Below are 19,617 nucleotides of genomic sequence, written 5' to 3' on the forward strand. Positions count from 1 at the left end.
GCTGTACCTGTGGGAGCGGCCTTGTGTCGCGAAAGGGCTGCGAAGCAGCCCCAGCAATCTCCAGCCTCACCAAGCCATCGGCTCCCGGCTGCGCACTCGCACTTGTTGCGCCGGCACCCGGGCATGCCACTGCACCACGCCTAACGCCTCCACCTGAAACTCGCTGCGCATCACCCTGCCCTGCTCCTCGAACGACAGCTGCAACAGGTAATACCCACTGTTGAGCAACAACCCCTCGCTCAACCGTTCGAACGTCTCGTCATCCACCGCTCCCAGCGCCTGGCGCAACGCCGAGGCATCCTCGTACCCCGACGCCGGCCGCCCACTGACAATGCGGCTGAGCAACGAACGCGGGTAGCGCCCCTCATACAGTGCATCGAGCAATGGCAAGTGCTCCAATCCCAGTGCATTGGCATTCAGTCGCCAGCCAGTGGTCTGCGGCAAGGCGCACAGCATCGGGTAACGCCGTTGCCGGGAAGCGTCCGGTTCCAGCAGCAGGTTCAGTTCACTGGTATCGAGCATCGGTTGGTTGGCCGCCAGGCGCGGGGGCTGCTGGCGTAGGTACTGGGCGCTTTCGGCGCCTTGCAGGCGAGCATCGCTGTCACTGTCGAGCCAGTCGGCCAAGGCATCGACCAGACGCTCGGCGGCCATGTCGTCCCCCAGCAAGCGCTTCAACTGGCGCTCGGCCCGTTCACCATCGGCCCCCAGCAGCGCATTCACGTTGAAGCAGGTGTGCTGGTCACGAACCCGCAGCTGCGCCTGCCCGGCGCCGAAGTCGTACTTCAGCGGTTGCCCGCGCAGCGCCTGCCAGAACAACGGGCTGAGCCGCCAGGCAGGGTCACGCAGGGCTTGTTCGGCATAGGCCAGGCCGGCCTGTTCCATGGCTCGCACCTGCACCCGCTGGCGCAACAGCTGCACCTCATCCACCTGGCGTCGACCATCCTCCACCAGCCAGGCCATACCTGCGGCGAGCATGGCCAGCACCACCATCACCATCAGCAGTGCCGCGCCCTGCTGCCGCTTGCCACCCATGCCACGCTCCCTTGCAATCGATGAAAGGCGCCAGTCAACACGTGGCGTGTTGCAGTCAGGTTGCAATCGCCTTGCAGTCATCTGGGCGTCATCTGCACGCGGCAGGATTGGCCTTCATTTTCATGACCTTACAGGAGTGGTCGAAATGGGTGGCATCGGAATCTGGCAACTGGTGATCGTACTGCTGATCGTGTTTCTGCTGTTTGGCACCAAGCGCCTCAAGGGCCTGGGCAGCGATGTCGGTGAAGCGATCCAGGGCTTTCGCAAATCCATGGGTGGCGATCATGACGTCAACGCCCCAGGTGCCGCTCAAGTGCAGCAACAGCCACCGGTAACCGCTCAGGCCGCACAGCAGCCACAAGCGGACCGCCAAGCCTGATGTTCGAGGTAGGTTTCAGCGAGCTGTTGCTGGTTGGGGTCGTCGCCCTGCTGGTGCTAGGCCCGGAACGCCTGCCGGTTGCGGCGCGCACCCTGGGCCGCGGCCTGGGCCAGGCACGCCGGGCAATGAACGGCTTGCGTGCGCAGATGGAACGCGAGATCGATATGCCCAATCTGGACAGCGCGCCCCTGCAGCGCCTGGAGCAGGAAATCCGTCAAGGCATCAGCCTCAAGGCGGAGTCGGCCAATGGCATCGTGCCCGCCACCGGCGTCCGGGAGAACACCCCATGAGCATTGCCCTGGACCCGGCCGCACGCATGCCGTTGACCGACCACCTGCGCGACCTGCGCAAGCGCCTGGTACGCTGCCTGTTGCTGCTGGCGGGGGTGTTCGCCGGGCTGTTCCCCTTCGCCCAGCAGCTCTACACCCTGATTTCGGAACCCCTGCGCCGCTTCCTGCCGGAAGGCGCAAGCATGATTGCCACCAGCGTCACCTCACCGTTCCTCACGCCCTTCAAGCTGACAGCGATGTGCGCGCTGTTCGTGGCCATGCCGCTGTTGCTGCACCAGGCCTGGGGCTTTCTCGCTCCGGGGCTGTACCGCCGCGAGCGGCGCATCGCCCTGCCGTTGCTGGTGTCGAGCATCGTGCTGTTCTATGCCGGCATGGCCTTCGCGTTCTACCTGGTGTTCCCGATGATGTTCGGCTTCTTTGCCAGCGTGACGCCGGACGGTGTGGCGATGATGACCGACATCAGCCAGTACCTGGACTTCATCCTGGCGCTGTTCCTGGCGTTCGGCCTGGCCTTCGAGATCCCGGTGGCGACCTTCATCGTGGTTTGGGTGGGGTTGGCCGATGTGGCCACGTTACGGCGCAGCAGGCCCTACGTGATCGTCGGGTGCTTTGTGGTGGGGATGATTCTGACGCCGCCGGATGTGTTTTCACAGACGATGCTGGCGGTGCCGATGTGGGTATTGTTCGAGGTGGGGTTGCTGGCGTGTGCCTGGCTGCGGCGGCCTGAGCAGAGGCGGGAGATTGTGGCTGGCTGAACCGGCCTATTCGCGGGACAAGCCCGCTCCTACAGGGATATCACGCTGCTTCAGAGCGGTGATATCCCTGTAGGAGCGGGCTTGTCCCGCGAATGGCCGTGATGCGGTCTAGAACTCGGCGAGTCGCCAGACTTCGTAGGCTGGCGTCTCGTACGGGTGGCTCTGCTTGAGCGCAGCGACAACCTGAGCGATCAGGTCGTCGGCCACCACCAGTTCCACCTTCCACTCCTCGACCACCTCGACCTGGCCGGTTTGCCCGAGGAACGGCTGGCTGCCGTCCAACGGGCGAAACTGGCCTTGGCCCAAGGTCTGCCAGGCGCAGTGGTCGTAGTCGCCGATACGCCCGCCTCCGGCGGCGAACACGGCGGCCTTGACCACTTCAACATGGCTGGCCGGGACGAAGAAGGCGAGCTTGTACACGCCTTAGTTCACCCACACGCGGGCGTTGCGGAACATACGCATCAGCGCGGCGTCTTCCTGCCACTCATCCGGGCGCCAGGAGTTCTGCACGGCGCGGAACATACGCTCCGGGTGCGGCATCATGATGGTCACGCGGCCGTCACGGCTGGTCAGGCCGGTGATACCACGCGGCGAGCCGTTCGGGTTGGCCGGGTAGGCTTCGGTGACCTTGCCGTGGTTGTCGACGTAGCGCAGCGCCACGCAACCGGACAGGTCGGCTGCCAGCAGTGCCTCTTCGCTGGCGAACTCGGCATGGCCTTCACCGTGGGCGATGGCGATCGGCATGCGCGAACCGGCCATGCCCTGCAGGAAGATCGAGTTGGACTTCTGCACCTCGACCATGGCCACACGTGCCTCGAACTGCTCCGAGCGGTTACGCACGAAGTGCGGCCAGTGCTCGGTGCCCGGGATCAACTCGTGCAGGTTGGACATCATCTGGCAACCGTTGCACACGCCCAGGGCGAAGCTGTCGGTACGCTCGAAGAAGGCCTGGAAGGCATCACGGGCGCGGCTGTTGAACAGCGCCGACTTGGCCCAGCCCTCACCGGCACCGAGCACGTCACCGTAGGAGAAGCCACCGCAGGCGACCAGGCCCTTGAAGGCTTCGAAGTCGACACGGCCGGCGAGGATATCGCTCATGTGCACGTCGATGGCGGCAAAACCTGCGCGGTCGAAGGCGGCAGCCATCTCGACCTGGCCGTTGACGCCCTGCTCGCGCAGGATCGCCACTTGCGGGCGCACGCCCTTCTTGATGTACGGAGCGGCGACGTCGTCGTTGACGTCGTAGCCCAGCTTGACCGACAGGCCCGGGTTTTCTTCCTCGAGCAGCAGGTCGAACTCCTGGTCGGCGCAGTCGGCGTTGTCGCGCAGGCGCTGGATCTGGTAGCTGGTTTCGGCCCACTGGCGCTGCAGCATGCGACGGTCGTCGTCGAACAGCACTTCGCCATTGAGGCTGATGGACACTTCACCGTTGTTGATCGGCTTGCCAATCACCGCAACGCACTCTTCGCCCAGGCCAGCAGCGCTGAACTGTGCCAGTACGTCCGGGGTGGCATCCTGGCGAACCTGGATGACCGCGCCCAACTCTTCGTTGAAGAGGATGGCGGCGACGTCGGCCTTGCTGTCGGTCAGCGGGTCGAGGTGCAGGTCGAGGCCGCAGTGGCCGGCGAAGGCCATTTCCAGCACGGTGGTCAGCAGGCCGCCGTCGGAACGGTCGTGGTAGGCCAGCAGGTGGCCATCGGCGTTCAGGCCCTGGATCACGGCGAAGAACGCCTTGAGGTCTTCCGCGTCATCGACGTCCGGTGCCTGGGCAGCGATCTTGCCGTAGGTCTGGGCCAGGATCGAGGCGCCCATGCGGTTCTTGCCGCGGCCCAGGTCGATCAGGATCAGGTCGGTCTCGCCCTTGTCCATGCGCAGTTGCGGGGTCAGGGTCTGGCGAATGTCGGTGACCGGGGCGAAGCCGGTGATGATCAGCGACATCGGCGAGGTAACGCTCTTCTCGACGCCCTCTTCGCTCCACTTGGTCTTCATCGACATCGAGTCTTTGCCGACCGGAATGGTGATGCCCAGCTCCGGGCACAGCTCCATGCCGACAGCCTTGACGGTGTCGTACAGGCGGGCGTCTTCACCCGGGTGGCCAGCGGCGGACATCCAGTTGGCCGACAGTTTGATGTCGGACAGCTTCTCGATGCGCGAGGCGGCCAGGTTGGTGATGGTCTCGCCGATCGCCATGCGGCCGGACGCCGGGGCATCCAGCAGTGCCAGCGGAGTACGCTCGCCCATGGCCATGGCTTCACCGGTGTAGACGTCGAAGCTGGTGGCGGTGACGGCGCAGTCGGCCACCGGGACCTGCCACGGGCCGACCATCTGGTCGCGGGCAACCAGGCCGGTGATGGTGCGGTCGCCGATGGTGATCAGGAAGCTCTTGCTGGCCACGGCCGGGTGGCTGAGCACGCGCTGCACGGCAGCGTCCAGGTCCAGCTGGCTCGGGTCGAAATCATCGCCCAGCTCGGCTTCGCGGGTGACCGAACGGTGCATGCGCGGCGGCTTGCCCAGCAGCACGTCGAGCGGCATGTCCACCGGGGTGTTGCCGAAATGGCTGTCGCTGACGGTCAGGTGCGGCTCTTCCGTCGCTTCACCGACCACGGCAAACGGGCAACGCTCGCGTTCGCAGATGGCCTGGAAGCGCTCGAAATCGACGGCGCTGACGGCCAGCACGTAACGCTCCTGCGATTCGTTGCTCCAGATTTCGTGCGGGGCCATGCCCGGCTCGTCGTTGGGCACGTTGCGCAGTTCGAAGCGGCCGCCACGGCCACCGTCGTTGACCAGCTCAGGGAAGGCGTTGGAGATACCACCGGCGCCAACGTCGTGGATGAAGGCGATCGGGTTCTTGTCACCCAGCTGCCAGCAGCGGTCGATGACCTCCTGGCAACGGCGCTCCATCTCAGGGTTTTCGCGCTGTACCGAGGCGAAGTCCAGGTCAGCCGAGCTGGCACCGGTAGCCACCGACGAAGCGGCGCCGCCGCCCAGGCCGATCAGCATGGCCGGGCCACCGAGCACGATCAGCTTGGCGCCGACAGTGATCTCGCCCTTCTGCACGTGGTCTTCACGGATGTTGCCCATGCCGCCGGCAAGCATGATCGGCTTGTGGTAGCCGCGCACTTCTTCACCGTGCGGGGTGTCGATAGCCTGCTCGAAGGTACGGAAGTAGCCGGTCAGGGCCGGGCGACCGAACTCGTTGTTGAACGCGGCGCCGCCCAGCGGGCCTTCGATCATGATGTCCAGCGCGTCGACGATGCGCTCAGGCTTGCCGTAGGCCTGCTCCCATGGCTGTTCGAAGCCCGGGATGCGCAGGTTGGATACGGTGAAGCCGGTCAGGCCGGCTTTTGGCTTGGCGCCACGGCCGGTCGCACCTTCATCGCGGATTTCGCCGCCGGAGCCGGTGGAGGCGCCGGAGAACGGGGCGATGGCGGTCGGGTGGTTGTGCGTCTCGACCTTCATCAGGATGTGCACCGGCTCCTTCACCGCGCCGTACTGGCGGGTTTCAGGGTTCGGGAAGAAGCGCCCGGCCACCGAACCGACGATCACCGAGGCGTTGTCCTTGTAAGCCGACAGCACGCCTTCGTTGTGCATCTGGTAGGTGTTCTTGATCATGCCGAACAGGCTCTTCTCTTGCGCCTGGCCGTCGATATCCCAACTGGCGTTGAAGATCTTGTGGCGGCAGTGCTCGGAGTTGGCCTGGGCGAACATCATCAGTTCGATGTCGTTCGGGTTGCGCTTGAGGCCCTGGAAGGCATTGACCAGGTAGTCGATCTCGTCTTCGGCCAGGGCCAGGCCCAGGTCGATGTTGGCCTTGGCCAGTGCGTCGCGGCCACCTTCGAGGATGTCGACCGAGGTCATCGGCTTGGGCTGGGCGTGGCTGAACAGGTCGGCTGCCTGCTCCAGCTTGGCCAGCACGCGCTGGGTCATGCGGTCGTGCAGTTCGGCAGCGATCAGCTCGGCGTCGGCGTCGCTCAGGTTGCCGGCCACGTAGTAGGCGATGCCGCGCTCCAGGCGCTGGATCGACTGCAGGCCGCAGTTGTGAGCGATGTCGCTGGCCTTGCTGGCCCATGGCGAGATGGTGCCCAGGCGCGGCACAACCAGGAACAGGCGGCCGGTCGGCTCCTGTACCGGCACGCTCGGGCCGTATTTGAGCAGACGGCCCAGCACCTGCTGCTGGTCGGCGGTCAGCTCGCCGTCAACGTCGGCGAAGTGGGCAAATTCGGCATACAAACCAGTAACAGCGGGGACTTTCTGGCTCAGTTGCTCGAGTAATTTACCGTGGCGAAAGGCAGAAAGGGCAGGAGCGCCGCGCAGGATCAACATCGTCGGGACAGCCTCAGGAAGGGGTGTGCTTAGAGGCCGTGCATTCTAGCCTAATTCGACGGCTTTCGGCACCCGCTCTACACCACGGCTGCCGGGCGGCTGAACCGGACTTCGGGGTCAGAAAAAACAGCGAACCTGCCGGCCTTGGACCGCCCCTGCCGTGCCATAGCGAAAAAATCGCTACCAGACAAGCTAACCGTTGTCGAGATATGGCTGTGCCGGTCCTTTGCGTATACTGCAACCTATGTTCGCCCACACTGCTTTGCGCCAGCGTTGCGCCAGATGGCTAATCGCAACCGGACTCTTTCTGCTGCTCGGTGCCTGCGTTGAAAAACCCAGCACCCTCGAGCGCGTGAAGGAGGACGGCGTGCTGCGCGTGATCACCCGCAACAGCCCGGCCACCTACTTCCAGGACCGCAACGGCGAAACCGGCTTCGAATACGAGCTGGTCCAGCATTTCGCCGAAGATCTCGGCGTCAAGCTGCAGATCGAGACCGCCGACAACCTCGACGAACTGTACGACTCGCTCGGCAAGCCTTCCGGCCCGGTGCTGGCGGCGGCCGGCCTGGTCAGCAGTGACCGGCGCAAGGCGCAGGTCAAGTACTCGCACCCTTACCTGGAAGTGACCCCCCAGGTCATCTACCGCAACGGCCGCCCGCGCCCCACCGATGCCAAGGGTCTGGTCGGCAAGAAGATCATGGTGCTCAAGGGCAGCAGCCACGCCGACCAGCTGGCCGAGCTGAAAAAGCAGTATCCCGGCCTTGAGTACGAGGAATCCGACGCGGTCGAAGTGGTCGACCTGCTGCGCATGGTCGATGAAGGGCAGATCGACCTGACTCTGGTCGACTCCAATGAACTGTCGATGAACCAGGTGTACTTCCCCAACGTGCGGGTCGCCTTCGACCTCGGCGACACCCGTGACCAGCGCTGGGCGGTGGCAGCCGGTGACGACAACAGCCTGCTCAACGAGATCAACGAATTCCTCGACAAGGCACAGAAGAACGGTACCCTGCAGCGCCTGAAGGACCGTTACTACGGCCATGTCGACGTCCTTGGCTACGTCGGTGCCTACACCTTCGCCCAGCACCTGCAACAGCGCCTGCCCAAGTACGAGAAGCACTTCAAGAGCTACGCCAAGGTCGAGCAGGTCGACTGGCGCCTGCTGGCAGCCATCGGCTACCAGGAATCGATGTGGCAGCCTGAAGTCACCTCCAAGACCGGCGTGCGCGGCCTGATGATGCTGACCCAGCGCACGGCCCAGGCCATGGGCGTGTCCAACCGCCTGGACCCTAAGCAGAGCATCCAGGGCGGTGCCAAGTACTTCATGAAGATCAAGGAAGAGCTCGACGACAGCATCAAGGAGCCAGACCGCACCTGGTTCGCCCTGGCCGCCTACAACGTCGGCACCGGCCACCTGGAAGACGCCCGCACCCTGGCCAAGCGCGAAAAGCTCAACCCGAACAAGTGGCTGGACGTGAAGAAGATGCTGCCGCGGCTGGCCCAGAAGCAGTGGTATCGGCAGACCAAGTACGGCTATGCCCGTGGCGGCGAGCCGGTGCACTTCGTGGCCAACATCCGCCGTTACTACGACATCCTCACCTGGGTAACCCAACCGCAGCTCGAAGGCCAGGTGGCCGAGGGCAACCTGCATGTGCCTGGGGTGAACAAGGACAAGCCGGCGGATCAGTCGCCGCCGATGTAGGCCTGCTTTGGCCTCTTCGCGGGCACGCCCGCGAAGAGGCCGGTACAGGTCAAGCCTTGGCCCGGCGGGCCTTGAAGAAGTCACTGAGGATCTGCCCGCACTCCTCCGCCAGCACCCCGCCCTCCACCATCACCCGATGGTTGAGAAAGCCCTGCCCGAAGAACTGCCCCTGACTCTGCACGATCCCCGCCTTGGGCTCCAGTGCGCCATACACCACCCGCATCACCCGCGAGTGCACGATCAGCCCTGCACACATGCTGCACGGCTCCAGGGTCACGTAAAGCGTGCTGCCCGGCAGGCGGTAGTTGCTGGCGGCCTTGGCTGCCGCGCGAATAGCCACCATCTCGGCGTGAGCGCTGGGGTCGCTGTCGATGATCGGCCGGTTGAAGCCCTGGCCGATCACCTGCCCATGCTGCACCAGCACCGCGCCCACGGGCACCTCACCCATGGCCGCGCCTTCGGCGGCCAGGGCCAGGGCCAGGCGCATGAATTCCTGATCGCGACTGCGATCGACGATCTGCGGACGCATCAGACCACCGCGATCGCGGCCATCAGGCCGGTTTCCATGTGGTCGATGACGTGGCAGTGGAACATCCAGGTGCCCGGATTATCCGCCACCAAGGCCACCTGAGCGCGTTCATTCTTGCCCAACAGGTAGGTGTCGGTGAAGTACTGCTCGGGGATCTGGCGGCGATTGGAGCCGATCACCTTGAAACTCATGCCGTGCAGGTGGACCGGGTGCTGATACTGGGTCATGTTCTTCAGCTCGAAGATGTAGCTCTTGCCCTTCTTCAGCGTGGCGATCGGCCGGTCAGCGCAGGTCTTGTCGGTGATGTCCCAGGCCTGACCGTTGATCTGCCACATGCTCGACGGCTTGTCCGGATCGCTTTCGACCGAGACACTCGCCGCCCATTCGAAATTGAAGTTGAGCTTCTCGGCATTCTCCAGGTCCGGCTCGGCGATCGGGTTCGCCGGCAGGGCCTTGGGCCACTCGCCCGGTGCGTCGGTGCTGGCCACCGAGCGCAAGGTGCCCAGGCGCACGAAACCGTCGCGCAGGGAAACTTCCTCGCCCGCCTCGGGAATGCGGATGGCCAGGCAGATGCGCATGCCCGGGCCGAGCCAGTACTCATCATCCAGTGGCCGTGGGGTCACCGGGTTGCCGTCGAGGGCATAGATTTTCGCCTCGCAGTTACCTTTGAGGTTCAACCGGTAAGTCCAGGTGTTGTCCAGGTTCAGCAGACGCACGCGCACCACCTGCCCAGCCGGCAACTCAGTGACGGAGTCAGCCTGGCCATTGATGGTGATCAGCCGCCCGGCGGTGCCGTTGCGTGCAGCCTCGCGGGGGATGCTGAAGGGTAGCCAGGCGCCCTGCTCGTCCACGTGCCAGTTCTTCAGGCTCAGGGTGCGCTCGTGCTTGAACCCGGTCGGCTCGCGCTCCTCGACGATCAGCGGGCCGACCAGCCCGCGCCCGAGTTCCTCGGAGCTACTGACGTGGGGGTGGTACCAGTAGCTGCCGGCATCCGGCACGCGGAACTTGTAGTCGAAGTATTCGCCCGGCTTGACCGGCAGTTGCGAAACGTAGGGCACGCCGTCCATTTCCAGCGGCAGGCGAATGCCATGCCAGTGGATGGTGGTTTCCACCGGCAGGTGGTTGATGAAGCGCACCCGCAGCCAGGTGCCCTGGCGCACGCGCAACTCAGTGCCCGGCGCCGAAGGGCCGAAGGCCCAGGCCTCAGTCTTGAAGCCGGGCACCAGCTCGACGTCCAGGGGCGCGGCGATCAGCTCGTAGTCATGCCCGGCATTGTCGTCCTCGACCTTGCCCAGCCAGTAACGGGCCGCGCCACCGGCGCCCAGGCCAACCACAACCAGGCCGGTCAGGCCTTTGAGCATTTGTCGACGGGTGAAGGACATCGGTGCGGGTACCTCGCGTTCTGCGCAATCAAGCTGCCAGCACAGCTGGCGGTGAAGGGCGAATACGATACACCTGCAAATGGGAAATATTAAGTGAAGTGTTGTTTCACCTGCGCTGACGGCAGAAACAACAAGGGCGCCTTGCGGCGCCCTTGTGGCTCAACTTATTCCCACTCGATAGTGGCTGGCGGCTTGCTCGACACGTCGTAGGTGACGCGGGAGATACCGTCGATTTCGTTGATGATACGGCCGCTGACGGTTTCCAGCAGCTCGTACGGCAGGTGTGCCCAACGCGCGGTCATGAAGTCCACGGTCTCGACGGCACGCAGTGCGACGACCCAGGCGTAGCGACGGCCGTCGCCGACGACACCGACCGACTTGACCGGCTGGAACACCACGAATGCCTGGCTGGTCTTGTGGTACCAGTCGGCCTTGCGCAGTTCTTCGATGAAGATGTGGTCGGCGCGACGCAGGATGTCGGCGTATTCCTTCTTCACTTCACCGAGGATGCGCACGCCCAGGCCCGGGCCCGGGAACGGGTGGCGGTAGACCATGTCGTACGGCAGGCCCAGCTCCAGGCCGATCTTGCGCACTTCGTCCTTGAACAGTTCACGCAGCGGCTCGACCAGCTTGAGGTTCATTTCCTCCGGCAGGCCACCCACGTTGTGGTGCGACTTGATCACGTGGGCCTTGCCGCTCTTGGCGCCAGCCGACTCGATCACGTCCGGGTAGATGGTGCCCTGGGCGAGGAACTGGATGTTGTCCAGCTTGCTGGCTTCGGCATCGAACACGTCGATGAAGGTGCGGCCGATGATCTTGCGCTTCTTCTCAGGGTCCGCTTCGCCCTCCAGGTTGTCAAGGAACTGCTTTTCAGCGTCGGCGCGGATCACCTTGACGCCCATGTTCTCCTTGAACATGGCCATCACCTGGTCGCCTTCGTGCAGGCGCAGCAGGCCGTTGTCGACGAATACGCAGGTCAGCTGGTCGCCGATGGCGCGGTGCAGCAGCGCGGCAACAACAGAGCTGTCAACGCCGCCGGACAGGCCCAGCAGGACGTTGGCCGAACCGACTTGCTCACGCACCTGGGCGATGGCGTCTTCAACGATGTTGGACGGAGTCCACAGGGCTTCACAGCCGCAGATGTCCTGCACGAAGCGGGACAGGATGCGACCGCCCTGCTTGGTGTGGGTCACTTCCGGGTGGAACTGCACGCCGTAGTAGCCGCGCGAATCGTCGAACATGCCGGCGATCGGGCAGCTCGGGGTGCTGGCCAGCACGTGGAAGTTGCCCGGCATCTGGGTGACCTTGTCGCCGTGGCTCATCCACACGTCCAGGCCCAGTACGCCGTCGTCGTCGACGTGGTCTTCGATACCGTCGAGCAGGCGGCTCTTGCCGACCACGTCAACGCGGGCATAACCGAACTCGCGCAGGTCAGAACCTTCGACCTTGCCGCCCATCTGTTCGGCCATGGTCTGCATGCCGTAGCAGATACCCAGAACTGGCACGTTCAGGTCGAACACAGCCTGTGGGGCGCGTGGGCTGTTGGCTTCGTGGACCGACTCGGGGCCGCCAGCGAGGATGATGCCGCGCGGGTTGAATTCGCGGATCGCTTCATCGTCCATGTCGAACGGGTGCAGTTCGCAGTACACGCCGATTTCGCGCACGCGGCGGGCAATCAGCTGGGTGTACTGGGAACCGAAATCGAGGATCAGGATGCGGTGAGCGTGAATGTCGAGGGCCATGACTCAATCTCGTCAGTGGAAATCGGAAACGACGCGGGGCTGTTCGTGACAGCCCCGTTCGGTTATTGCTTGAAACCTCAGCCTACGCGGTAGTTAGGGGCTTCTTTGGTGATCTGTACGTCATGCACGTGGGACTCGGCCATGCCGGCACCGGTGATGCGCACGAATTCCGGCTTGGTGCGCATCTCTTCGATGGTTGCGCTGCCGGTGTAGCCCATGGACGAACGCAGGCCGCCCATCAGCTGGTGGATGATCGCGGCCAGGGCGCCCTTGTAAGGAACGCGGCCTTCGATGCCTTCCGGTACCAGCTTCTCGGCGCCAGCCGAGGAGTCCTGGAAGTAACGGTCGGACGAGCCTTGCGCCTGTGCCATGGCACCCAGCGAGCCCATGCCGCGGTAGGCCTTGTAGGAACGGCCCTGGAACAGCTCGACTTCGCCCGGTGCTTCTTCGGTACCGGCGAACATCGAACCCATCATCACGCAGGAAGCACCGGCAACGATGGCCTTGGACAGGTCACCAGAGAAGCGGATGCCGCCGTCGGCGATCAGTGGCACGCCCGTGCCTTCCAGTGCTGCGGCAACGTTGGCGATGGCGCTGATCTGCGGCACGCCGACACCGGCAACGATACGGGTGGTGCAGATCGAGCCTGGGCCGATACCGACCTTGACGGCGTCGGCGCCGGCTTCAGCCAGGGCCTTGGCCGCAGCGCCGGTGGCGATGTTGCCGCCGATCACCTGCACTTGCGGGTAGGTTTCCTTGACCCAGCGAACGCGGTCGATCACGCCTTTGGAGTGACCGTGGGCGGTGTCGACCACCACCACGTCAACGCCGGCGGCAACCAGGGCGGCAACGCGCTCGCCGGTGTCCTTGCCGGTGCCGACCGCAGCGCCGACGCGCAGGCGACCCTGGTCGTCCTTGCTGGCCAGCGGGTAGGCCTTGGCCTTTTCGATGTCCTTGACGGTCATCATGCCCTTGAGGTTGAACTTGTCGTCAACGATCAGGACCTTTTCCAGGCGGTGCTTGTGCAGCAGCTCGCGGACTTCGTTCTTGTTGGCGCCTTCGCGGACGGTGACCAGACGCTCTTTCGGCGTCATCACGTCGCGGACCTTGGCGTCCAGACGGGTTTCGAAGCGCACGTCACGGGAGGTGACGATGCCGACCAGGTCGCCGTTCGCCAGTACCGGAACGCCAGAGATGTTGTTCAGGCGGGTCAGGTCGAACAGGTCGCGCACGGTGGCGTCGGCGTCGATGGTGATCGGGTCCTTGACCACGCCAGCCTCGAACTTCTTGACCTTGCGCACTTCGCCGGCCTGCTGTTCGATGGTCATGTTCTTGTGGATGATGCCGATGCCGCCTTCCTGGGCCATGGCAATGGCCAGGCGCGCTTCGGTGACGGTATCCATGGCAGCGGAAACCAGCGGAATGTTCAGCTCGATGCCACGAGTCAAACGGGTCTTGAGACTGACTTCATTGGGCAGTACCTCGGAGTAGCCAGGTACAAGGAGGATATCGTCGAAGGTCAGGGCTTCTTGGCTGATACGCAGCATCGCGGGGGCTCCCGGGCGGGAAAAATGGAAGCGCGCCATTATACTCATCCACGGCGCGCCGCTCAATGCAAAATAAGGGCCTTCGGTCAGCCTTGTGGCACTTTTACCTGCACCACTGCCACCGGCTGGTCGAGCCAGTCGGCAAAGCTGTCGAGAAAGGCCTGGGTGAACCCGGCCTCGCCCCAGTTGTTGAAGATGAACCCAAGGTTGGAAAAGGCACATGGCTGCAGGTAAATGAAGCCATTGATGTCGTCTTCATGGCCGCACAGCGGGCAGGTGAAGTTGTCGCTCACCGCCGGCATCCACTCCTCCAGGCTCTCGAACAGCGGCTCGCCGACCTCACGCCGGCATTCCGGGCAACCGGCCTCCTCGAGGAACCCCTCGGTCGGGGTATAGATGCAACGCTTGAGCATCACCTCCAGGCCATTGACCTGCTCGCCAAACGGCAGCTTTTCAGGATGCAGGGCGACCTTGCGCGCGCCCGCCGCCAAGGCATGGCCCATGCGGTTGCCGGTGCGCCCGCAAGTGGTCAGTTGTTCTTCGACGATCTTCTCGCGCACCAGCCAGCGCAGGATGGCGCGGGCACGGGCTTCGTGCACCTCGACGGTGGATAGCTTGGGGACAATGATGCTCTGGGTGTTCATGAACGAAGCGGGCCTGCGGACTGCGGTAATCCTGCAATTCTACAGCTCAGCCGCTCAGGTAGCGACCGATCAGCGCCAGGCCACTGGCCAGCACCAGCCAGGTGACCAGGCGCACGAAGGCTTCGCGGGACAGCTTCAGGGTCAGTCGCCGGCCCGCCCAGAGACCGATGAACATCACCGGCAGCAGGCAGGCGGCGAGCAGCAACAGGCTGGTGTCGGCGTACACGCCGGCCAGCAGGAACAGCGACAGGCGCACAATGGTGCTGCAGCTGATCAGGGCGCTCTGGGTCGCGCGCACCTGCTCTTTTATCTCCAGCCGGGCGCTCAGGTAGATCGCATAAAGGAAACCGCCACTGCCGAACAAGGCGCCGAACAGCCCGCCAACCGTGCCCATGGGCACCGCCCAGAGGCCCGACAACCGGGCCGGTCGCACCTTCACCGCCAGGCCGTAGATCGCATAGGCGGTGACGAACAAACCCATCAGCAGCAACAGCAGCTCGGACTTCAGGTGCAGCAGGAACACCACGCCCAGGGTGCAGCCCACGGCCATGCACGGCAACAGGCGCAGCAGCTCGCCGCGCACCACGTCGCGACGTGACGGCAACAGGTTGCCGAAGGCGGCGACGAAGTCCAGCAGCACCAGCAGCGGGATGATCCGCGACAGGGGCATGAAATGGATCAGTACCGGGCCAGCCACCAGCGCGGTGCCGAAGCCGGCGATGCCGAAGACGATGTAGGCGATGCCGATGGCCAGGAGGATCGGAATCCATTCAAAAGCAGAGAAGGACAGCTGGGCGAGCATGGGGCCAATTCCTTGAGCGACCGGCACAGGTTAGCCTGTTCTGGCCTCATCGCCGGAACAGACAACCGTGCGTCATGTCCTTTATCATGCCCACCATGATCAAAGACCCTTTCGAACGACTCGGCCTGGACCGCGAGGTCCTCACCGTCAGCCAACTCAACGGCCGCGCGCGCGTGCTGCTGGAAGACGTGTTCCGCAGCGTCTGGGTGGAAGGCGAGATATCCAACCTCGCCCGCCCGGCCTCCGGCCACATGTACTTCACCCTCAAGGACAGCGGTGCCCAGGTGCGCTGCGCACTGTTCCGGCAGAACGCCACCCGCGTGCGCCAGGCCCTGCGTGACGGCCTGGCAGTGCGCGTGCGCGGCAAGGTGTCGCTGTTCGAAGGGCGTGGCGACTACCAGCTGATCCTCGACACGGTCGAACCGGCCGGTGATGGCGCCCTGCGCCTGGCCTTCGAGGCGCTGAAAGAGAAGCTCGGCGCCGAAGGGCTGTTCAGTGCCGAGCGCAAGAAGCCGCTGCCGGCCCATCCGCAACGCATCGGCATCATCACCTCGCCCACTGGCGCGGTGATCCGCGACATCATCAGCGTGTTCGGCCGCCGGGCACCGCAGGTCGAGCTGAACCTGATCCCCACTGCCGTGCAGGGCCGCGAGGCGATCAACCAGATCGTCCGCGCCTTGCAACAAGCTGACCGGCTGGGCTTCGACGCGCTGATCCTGGCCCGCGGTGGTGGCTCGCTGGAAGACCTCTGGTGTTTCAACGAAGAAGCCGTGGCCCGCGCCGTGGCCGCCTGCGTAACGCCAATCGTCAGCGCCGTCGGCCACGAAACCGATGTGTCGATCAGCGACTTCGTCGCCGACGTGCGCGCGCCTACGCCTTCGGCTGCCGCCGAACTGCTGGCCCCCGACAACAGCGGTCTGCAGCAGCGCCTCGATGGCCTGCAGCGGCGCCTGCTGCTGCGCATGCAGAACCGCCTGACCCATGACCGCCTGCGCCTGGAGTCGCTGACCCGGCGCCTGCGCCATCCCGGTGAACGCCTGCGCCAGCAAGCGCAACGCCTGGATGACCTGGACATGCGCCTGCGCCGCGCCTTCATGCTCAACCTCAACCAGCGCCGCGAGCGCCTGGCACGCCTCGATACCCGCCTGGCCGCGCAGCATCCGGGGCGCACCCTGAAGCTGCTGGAGCAGCGCCTGCACAGCCTCGCCGAGCGCCTGCCACGGGCCATGCGCGAAGTACTCAAGGACCGTCGCCAGCGCTTCCAGGCACAACTGCAGACGCTGCAGGTAGTCAGCCCGCTGGCGACCCTGGCACGCGGCTACAGCATCCTCCTCGACGAGCAGGGCCAGGCCATCCGCAGCGCCGAGCAGACCCGCAACGGCCAGCGCCTGACCGCGCGCCTGAACGAAGGCGAGCTGCTGGTACGCGTCGAAGACAATCACCTGACCCCGGTCACCCTCTCTTTACTGGACTGACACATGCCCCGCCTGTTCGCGCCCCTGCTCGCCCTCTCCCTCATGCTGCTGGCCGCAGGCGCCCAGGCCAGCTACATCACCCGCACCCTGAACAAACCGGTGCCGGGTGGTGTAGCAGTGGTCGACCTCGGCCCGTCAGCAACCGCCCCGAGCGCGCGCTTCGATGGCAAGCCAGTGCTGGTGGTCAAGGAGCAGGACAACTGGCTGGCCATCGTCGGCATCCCGCTGACCCAGAAGCCCGGCACCGCCGTGCTGACCCAGGGCGGCCGCAGCCTGCCCTTCAGCGTTGGCAGCAAGAAGTACCCCGAGCAGCACATCACCTTGAAGAACACCCGCCAGGTCAACCCGAACCCGGACGACCTCAAGCGCATCGACCGTGAACTGGCCGAGCAGATCAAGGCGTATCGCAGCTTCAGCCCGGTGCTGCCGAGCAACCTGATCCTCGACAAACCCGTCAGCGGGCCGTTATCGAGCAAGTTCGGCGTGCGCCGCTTCTTCAATGGCGAGGAGCGCAACCCGCATGCCGGGCTGGACTTTGCGGTCCCGGCTGGAACACCGATCAAGACACCGGCCAACGGAAAGGTGATCCTGGTGGGTGACTACTTCTTCAATGGCCGTACGGTGTTCGTCGACCATGGGCAGGGGTTCATCAGCATGTTCTGCCACATGTCGAAGATCGATGTGCAGGTTGGCCAGCAGCTGCGCCGCGGCGATGTGGTCGGGCGCGTGGGTTCGACCGGGCGGGCCACCGGGCCGCACATGCACTGGAACGTCAGCCTGAACGATGCGCGGGTGGATCCGGCGATCTTCATTGGCGCGTTCCAGCCCTGAGATCGGCGCCGCCTGCTTCGCGGGCAAGCCCGCTCCCACAGGGATCGCGCCGCGCCCGAAGGCTGCGCCGTACCTGTGGGAGCGGGCGAGCCCGCGAAGAGGCCAGCACTGCCAACATCAAATCCGACGTGTTGCGCTGTAGAAAAATACTGCGCAAGCCTTAGTAAGCACCATAGAAATTCCAGCTATAAAATCTCGCCAATTAGCTTTTTTTAAGCATTCCTCTCAATTTTTTTCGAACGCTTGCCATCCCCCACCCCACTGGTTAGGGTTGAGGGCATGAAAACCTTCAGCACCCTCATCCTGCTCCGACAACATCGCAGCCTCTGCCTGGTCAGCGCCCGACTACCAGGCTGATTCGCGTCGCCTCGCCTCTTCATCTTGTTACAGCTCGGCAGGCCCGATCTCGGCCGCACACAAAAGGATTGCTTCCATGACCATGCTCAAAGACCCATCGAAGAAATACCGCGCTTTCCCGACCATCGACCTGCCTGACCGCACCTGGCCGTCGAAGACCATCACCGAGGCGCCGATCTGGTGCAGTTCCGACCTGCGTGATGGCAACCAGTCGCTGATCGAGCCGATGGACTCGGAGAAGAAGCTGCGCTTCTGGAAGACCTTGGTGCAGGTGGGCGTGAAGGAAATCGAAGCCTCGTTCCCATCGGCCTCGCAAACCGACTTCGACTTCGTGCGCATGCTGATCGAAGACGGCCACATCCCGGACGACACCACCATCCAGGTGCTCACCCAGGCCCGTGAAGACCTGATCGCCCGTACCTTCGAGTCGCTGCGCGGCGCGAAGAAGGCCATCGTCCACCTGTACAACGCCACCAGCCCGTCGTTCCGCCGCATCGTCTTCAACCAGGACAAGCAAGGCGTGAAGGACATCGCGGTGAACGCGGCCAAGCTGTTCGTCAAATATGCCGCCCAGCAGCCGGAAACCCAGTGGACCTTCCAGTACTCGCCAGAAACCTTCAGCGCCACCGAGATGGAGTTCGCCAAAGAAGTCTGTGACGCGGTCATCGAAGTCTGGAACCCGACCCCCGAGCACAAGATCATCCTCAACCTGCCGGCCACCGTGGAAGTGTCCACGCCGAACATCTACGCCGACCAGATCGAATGGTTCTGCCGCAATGTCAGCCGTCGCGACAGCGTGATCATCAGCCTGCACTGCCACAACGACCGTGGTACCGGCATCGCCGCCACCGAACTGGGCCTGATGGCCGGCGCCGACCGTGCCGAAGGCTGCCTGTTCGGCAACGGCGAGCGCACCGGCAACGTCGACTTGGTGACCCTGGCACTGAACCTCTACACCCAGGGCATCGACCCGCTGCTGGACTTCTCCGACATCGACGGCGTGCGCAAGGTAGTCGAAGAGTGCAACCAGCTGCCGGTGCACCCACGTCACCCGTATGTCGGCGACCTGGTCCACACCGCATTCTCCGGTTCGCACCAGGACGCCATCCGCAAGGGCTTCGCCAAGCAGCAGGAAGGCGAGCTGTGGGAAGTGCCGTACCTGCCGATCGACCCGGCCGACATCGGCCGCAGCTACGAGGCGGTGATCCGCGTCAACAGCCAGTCGGGCAAAGGCGGCATCACCTACCTGCTTGAGCAGGAATACGGCATCAGCCTGCCACGTCGCATGCAGATCGAATTCAGCCAGGTCGTGCAGGGCGAAACCGACCGCCTGGGCCTGGAAATGACCGCCCAGCAGATCTACAGCCTGCTGCACAAGGAATACCTCCAGGCCAACGCCCCGTATGCGCTGGTCAGCCACCGCCTGCAGGAAGAAAACGGCAACAGTGCCGTAGAAGTGGAAGTCGCCGGCGAAGGCGAAACCACCCTGCACTGGCGCGGCAAGGGCAATGGCGCCCTGGAAGCCCTGGTCGCCGGCCTGCCGGTATCGGTGGAGATCATGGACTACAACGAGCATGCCATCGGTGCAGGCACCAACGCCAAGGCGGCAGCCTACATCGAACTGCGCGTGGCTGGCGGTCGTCCGGTGCATGGCGTGGGTATCGATGAGAACATCACCACGGCCAGCTTCAAGGCCCTGTTCAGCGCGCTGAACCGCTCGCTGAGCCAACAGGAAGCCAAGGCCGCATAAGCAGCCTCCGGTACACCAGGCCCGCATCCTCGATGCGGGCTTTTTTTTACCTGTTTGCCGCCGATAGGAGCTGGCCA

Annotated in this window: 16 protein-coding genes; 7 read left to right on the top strand and 9 right to left on the bottom strand. The window is 64.3% G+C overall.

Annotated elements, in window-relative coordinates; translation table 11 throughout:
* Positions 1 to 66 precede the first annotated feature (66 nt).
* The gene (gene gspK / locus N430_RS13500; RefSeq protein WP_110637331.1) at positions 67 to 1,032 is read right to left on the bottom strand and encodes a type II secretion system minor pseudopilin GspK; all 966 of its coding nucleotides are present in this window, start codon (positions 1,030 to 1,032) and stop codon (positions 67 to 69) included.
* A gap of 145 nt (positions 1,033 to 1,177) precedes the next feature.
* On the opposite strand from gspK, the gene tatA reads away from it, so the two are divergent.
* The 3 genes from tatA to tatC are packed head-to-tail and all read left to right on the top strand — an operon-like array spanning position 1,178 to position 2,456.
* Positions 1,178 to 1,411: a twin-arginine translocase TatA/TatE family subunit gene (tatA, locus tag N430_RS13505; protein ID WP_110637333.1), complete on the top strand. Its 234-nt coding sequence runs from the start codon at positions 1,178 to 1,180 to the stop codon at positions 1,409 to 1,411.
* A complete protein-coding gene (gene tatB, locus N430_RS13510; protein ID WP_110637335.1) occupies positions 1,411 to 1,701 on the top strand; it encodes a Sec-independent protein translocase protein TatB in 291 nt (96 codons plus the stop codon). Before tatA ends, tatB begins: the two co-directional genes overlap by 1 nt.
* On the top strand, positions 1,698 to 2,456 hold the full coding sequence (gene tatC, locus N430_RS13515) for a twin-arginine translocase subunit TatC (protein WP_110637337.1): 759 nt from the start codon (positions 1,698 to 1,700) through the stop codon (positions 2,454 to 2,456). The genes tatB and tatC overlap by 4 nt, the downstream gene beginning before the upstream one ends.
* A 108-nt stretch (positions 2,457 to 2,564) precedes the next feature.
* Here tatC and N430_RS13520 read toward each other — a convergent pair whose 3' ends face one another.
* Both N430_RS13520 and purL read right to left on the bottom strand, forming a co-directional pair.
* A complete protein-coding gene (locus N430_RS13520; protein ID WP_015269114.1) occupies positions 2,565 to 2,876 on the bottom strand; it encodes a hypothetical protein in 312 nt (103 codons plus the stop codon).
* A gap of 3 nt (positions 2,877 to 2,879) precedes the next feature.
* Positions 2,880 to 6,779 (bottom strand): phosphoribosylformylglycinamidine synthase, encoded by a 3,900-nt coding sequence (gene purL / locus N430_RS13525; protein ID WP_110637339.1) that lies wholly within the window; start codon positions 6,777 to 6,779, stop codon positions 2,880 to 2,882.
* A 244-nt stretch (positions 6,780 to 7,023) separates the two neighbouring features.
* Between purL and mltF the strand changes: the two genes are divergently transcribed.
* Positions 7,024 to 8,481 (top strand): membrane-bound lytic murein transglycosylase MltF, encoded by a 1,458-nt coding sequence (gene mltF, locus N430_RS13530; protein WP_110637342.1) that lies wholly within the window; start codon positions 7,024 to 7,026, stop codon positions 8,479 to 8,481.
* Between the two features lie 49 nt (positions 8,482 to 8,530).
* Here mltF and tadA read toward each other — a convergent pair whose 3' ends face one another.
* The 6 genes from tadA to N430_RS13560 form a co-directional block, all read right to left on the bottom strand.
* Positions 8,531 to 9,010, bottom strand: coding sequence for a tRNA adenosine(34) deaminase TadA (gene tadA, locus N430_RS13535; RefSeq protein ID WP_110637344.1), 480 nt, complete (start codon positions 9,008 to 9,010; stop codon positions 8,531 to 8,533).
* Positions 9,010 to 10,392 (bottom strand): multicopper oxidase family protein, encoded by a 1,383-nt coding sequence (locus N430_RS13540; RefSeq protein ID WP_110637346.1) that lies wholly within the window; start codon positions 10,390 to 10,392, stop codon positions 9,010 to 9,012. The genes tadA and N430_RS13540 overlap by 1 nt, the downstream gene beginning before the upstream one ends.
* 164 nt (positions 10,393 to 10,556) lie before the next feature.
* Positions 10,557 to 12,134, bottom strand: a complete 1,578-nt coding sequence (gene guaA / locus N430_RS13545; protein ID WP_110637348.1) for a glutamine-hydrolyzing GMP synthase — start codon at positions 12,132 to 12,134, stop codon at positions 10,557 to 10,559.
* Positions 12,135 to 12,211: 77 nt separating this feature from the next.
* Entirely contained in the window at positions 12,212 to 13,681 is a 1,470-nt protein-coding gene (gene guaB / locus N430_RS13550) for an IMP dehydrogenase (RefSeq protein WP_110637350.1), read from the bottom strand.
* Between the two features lie 86 nt (positions 13,682 to 13,767).
* A complete protein-coding gene (locus tag N430_RS13555) occupies positions 13,768 to 14,325 on the bottom strand; it encodes a sugar ABC transporter ATPase (RefSeq protein WP_103445500.1) in 558 nt (185 codons plus the stop codon).
* A 46-nt stretch (positions 14,326 to 14,371) separates the two neighbouring features.
* Complete coding sequence (locus N430_RS13560; RefSeq protein ID WP_110637352.1) at positions 14,372 to 15,127, bottom strand: sulfite exporter TauE/SafE family protein; 756 nt, start codon at positions 15,125 to 15,127, stop codon at positions 14,372 to 14,374.
* A gap of 95 nt (positions 15,128 to 15,222) precedes the next feature.
* On the opposite strand from N430_RS13560, the gene xseA reads away from it, so the two are divergent.
* The 3 genes from xseA (at position 15,223) to leuA (ending at position 19,540) form a co-directional block, all read left to right on the top strand.
* Positions 15,223 to 16,602: an exodeoxyribonuclease VII large subunit gene (xseA, locus tag N430_RS13565; protein WP_110637523.1), complete on the top strand. Its 1,380-nt coding sequence runs from the start codon at positions 15,223 to 15,225 to the stop codon at positions 16,600 to 16,602.
* 3 nt (positions 16,603 to 16,605) lie between these two features.
* Positions 16,606 to 17,433: a M23 family metallopeptidase gene (locus N430_RS13570; protein WP_110637354.1), complete on the top strand. Its 828-nt coding sequence runs from the start codon at positions 16,606 to 16,608 to the stop codon at positions 17,431 to 17,433.
* Positions 17,434 to 17,866: 433 nt separating this feature from the next.
* Positions 17,867 to 19,540, top strand: a complete 1,674-nt coding sequence (leuA, locus tag N430_RS13575; RefSeq protein WP_103445505.1) for a 2-isopropylmalate synthase — start codon at positions 17,867 to 17,869, stop codon at positions 19,538 to 19,540.
* The last annotated feature ends 77 nt before the right edge of the window (positions 19,541 to 19,617 follow it).

Origin of the sequence: Pseudomonas sp. CC120222-01a, from assembly GCF_003097235.1 — a bacterium.
Lineage (GTDB): Bacteria > Pseudomonadota > Gammaproteobacteria > Pseudomonadales > Pseudomonadaceae > Aquipseudomonas.

Bases quoted from the DNA above. Each gene is read 5' to 3' on its own strand.
- tatB (WP_110637335.1), top strand. From the start codon at position 1,411: ATGTTCGAGGTAGGTTTCAGCGAGCTGTTGCTGGTTGGGGTCGTCGCC.
- mltF (WP_110637342.1), top strand. From the start codon at position 7,024: ATGTTCGCCCACACTGCTTTGCGCCAGCGTTGCGCCAGATGGCTAATC.
- N430_RS13560 (WP_110637352.1), bottom strand. From the start codon at position 15,127: ATGCTCGCCCAGCTGTCCTTCTCTGCTTTTGAATGGATTCCGATCCTC.
- guaA (WP_110637348.1), bottom strand. From the start codon at position 12,134: ATGGCCCTCGACATTCACGCTCACCGCATCCTGATCCTCGATTTCGGT.
- xseA (WP_110637523.1), top strand. From the start codon at position 15,223: ATGATCAAAGACCCTTTCGAACGACTCGGCCTGGACCGCGAGGTCCTC.
- N430_RS13570 (WP_110637354.1), top strand. From the start codon at position 16,606: ATGCCCCGCCTGTTCGCGCCCCTGCTCGCCCTCTCCCTCATGCTGCTG.
- tatA (WP_110637333.1), top strand. From the start codon at position 1,178: ATGGGTGGCATCGGAATCTGGCAACTGGTGATCGTACTGCTGATCGTG.
- gspK (WP_110637331.1), bottom strand. From the start codon at position 1,032: ATGGGTGGCAAGCGGCAGCAGGGCGCGGCACTGCTGATGGTGATGGTG.
- purL (WP_110637339.1), bottom strand. From the start codon at position 6,779: ATGTTGATCCTGCGCGGCGCTCCTGCCCTTTCTGCCTTTCGCCACGGT.
- N430_RS13540 (WP_110637346.1), bottom strand. From the start codon at position 10,392: ATGTCCTTCACCCGTCGACAAATGCTCAAAGGCCTGACCGGCCTGGTT.
- leuA (WP_103445505.1), top strand. From the start codon at position 17,867: ATGACCATGCTCAAAGACCCATCGAAGAAATACCGCGCTTTCCCGACC.
- N430_RS13555 (WP_103445500.1), bottom strand. From the start codon at position 14,325: ATGAACACCCAGAGCATCATTGTCCCCAAGCTATCCACCGTCGAGGTG.
- tadA (WP_110637344.1), bottom strand. From the start codon at position 9,010: ATGCGTCCGCAGATCGTCGATCGCAGTCGCGATCAGGAATTCATGCGC.
- guaB (WP_110637350.1), bottom strand. From the start codon at position 13,681: ATGCTGCGTATCAGCCAAGAAGCCCTGACCTTCGACGATATCCTCCTT.
- tatC (WP_110637337.1), top strand. From the start codon at position 1,698: ATGAGCATTGCCCTGGACCCGGCCGCACGCATGCCGTTGACCGACCAC.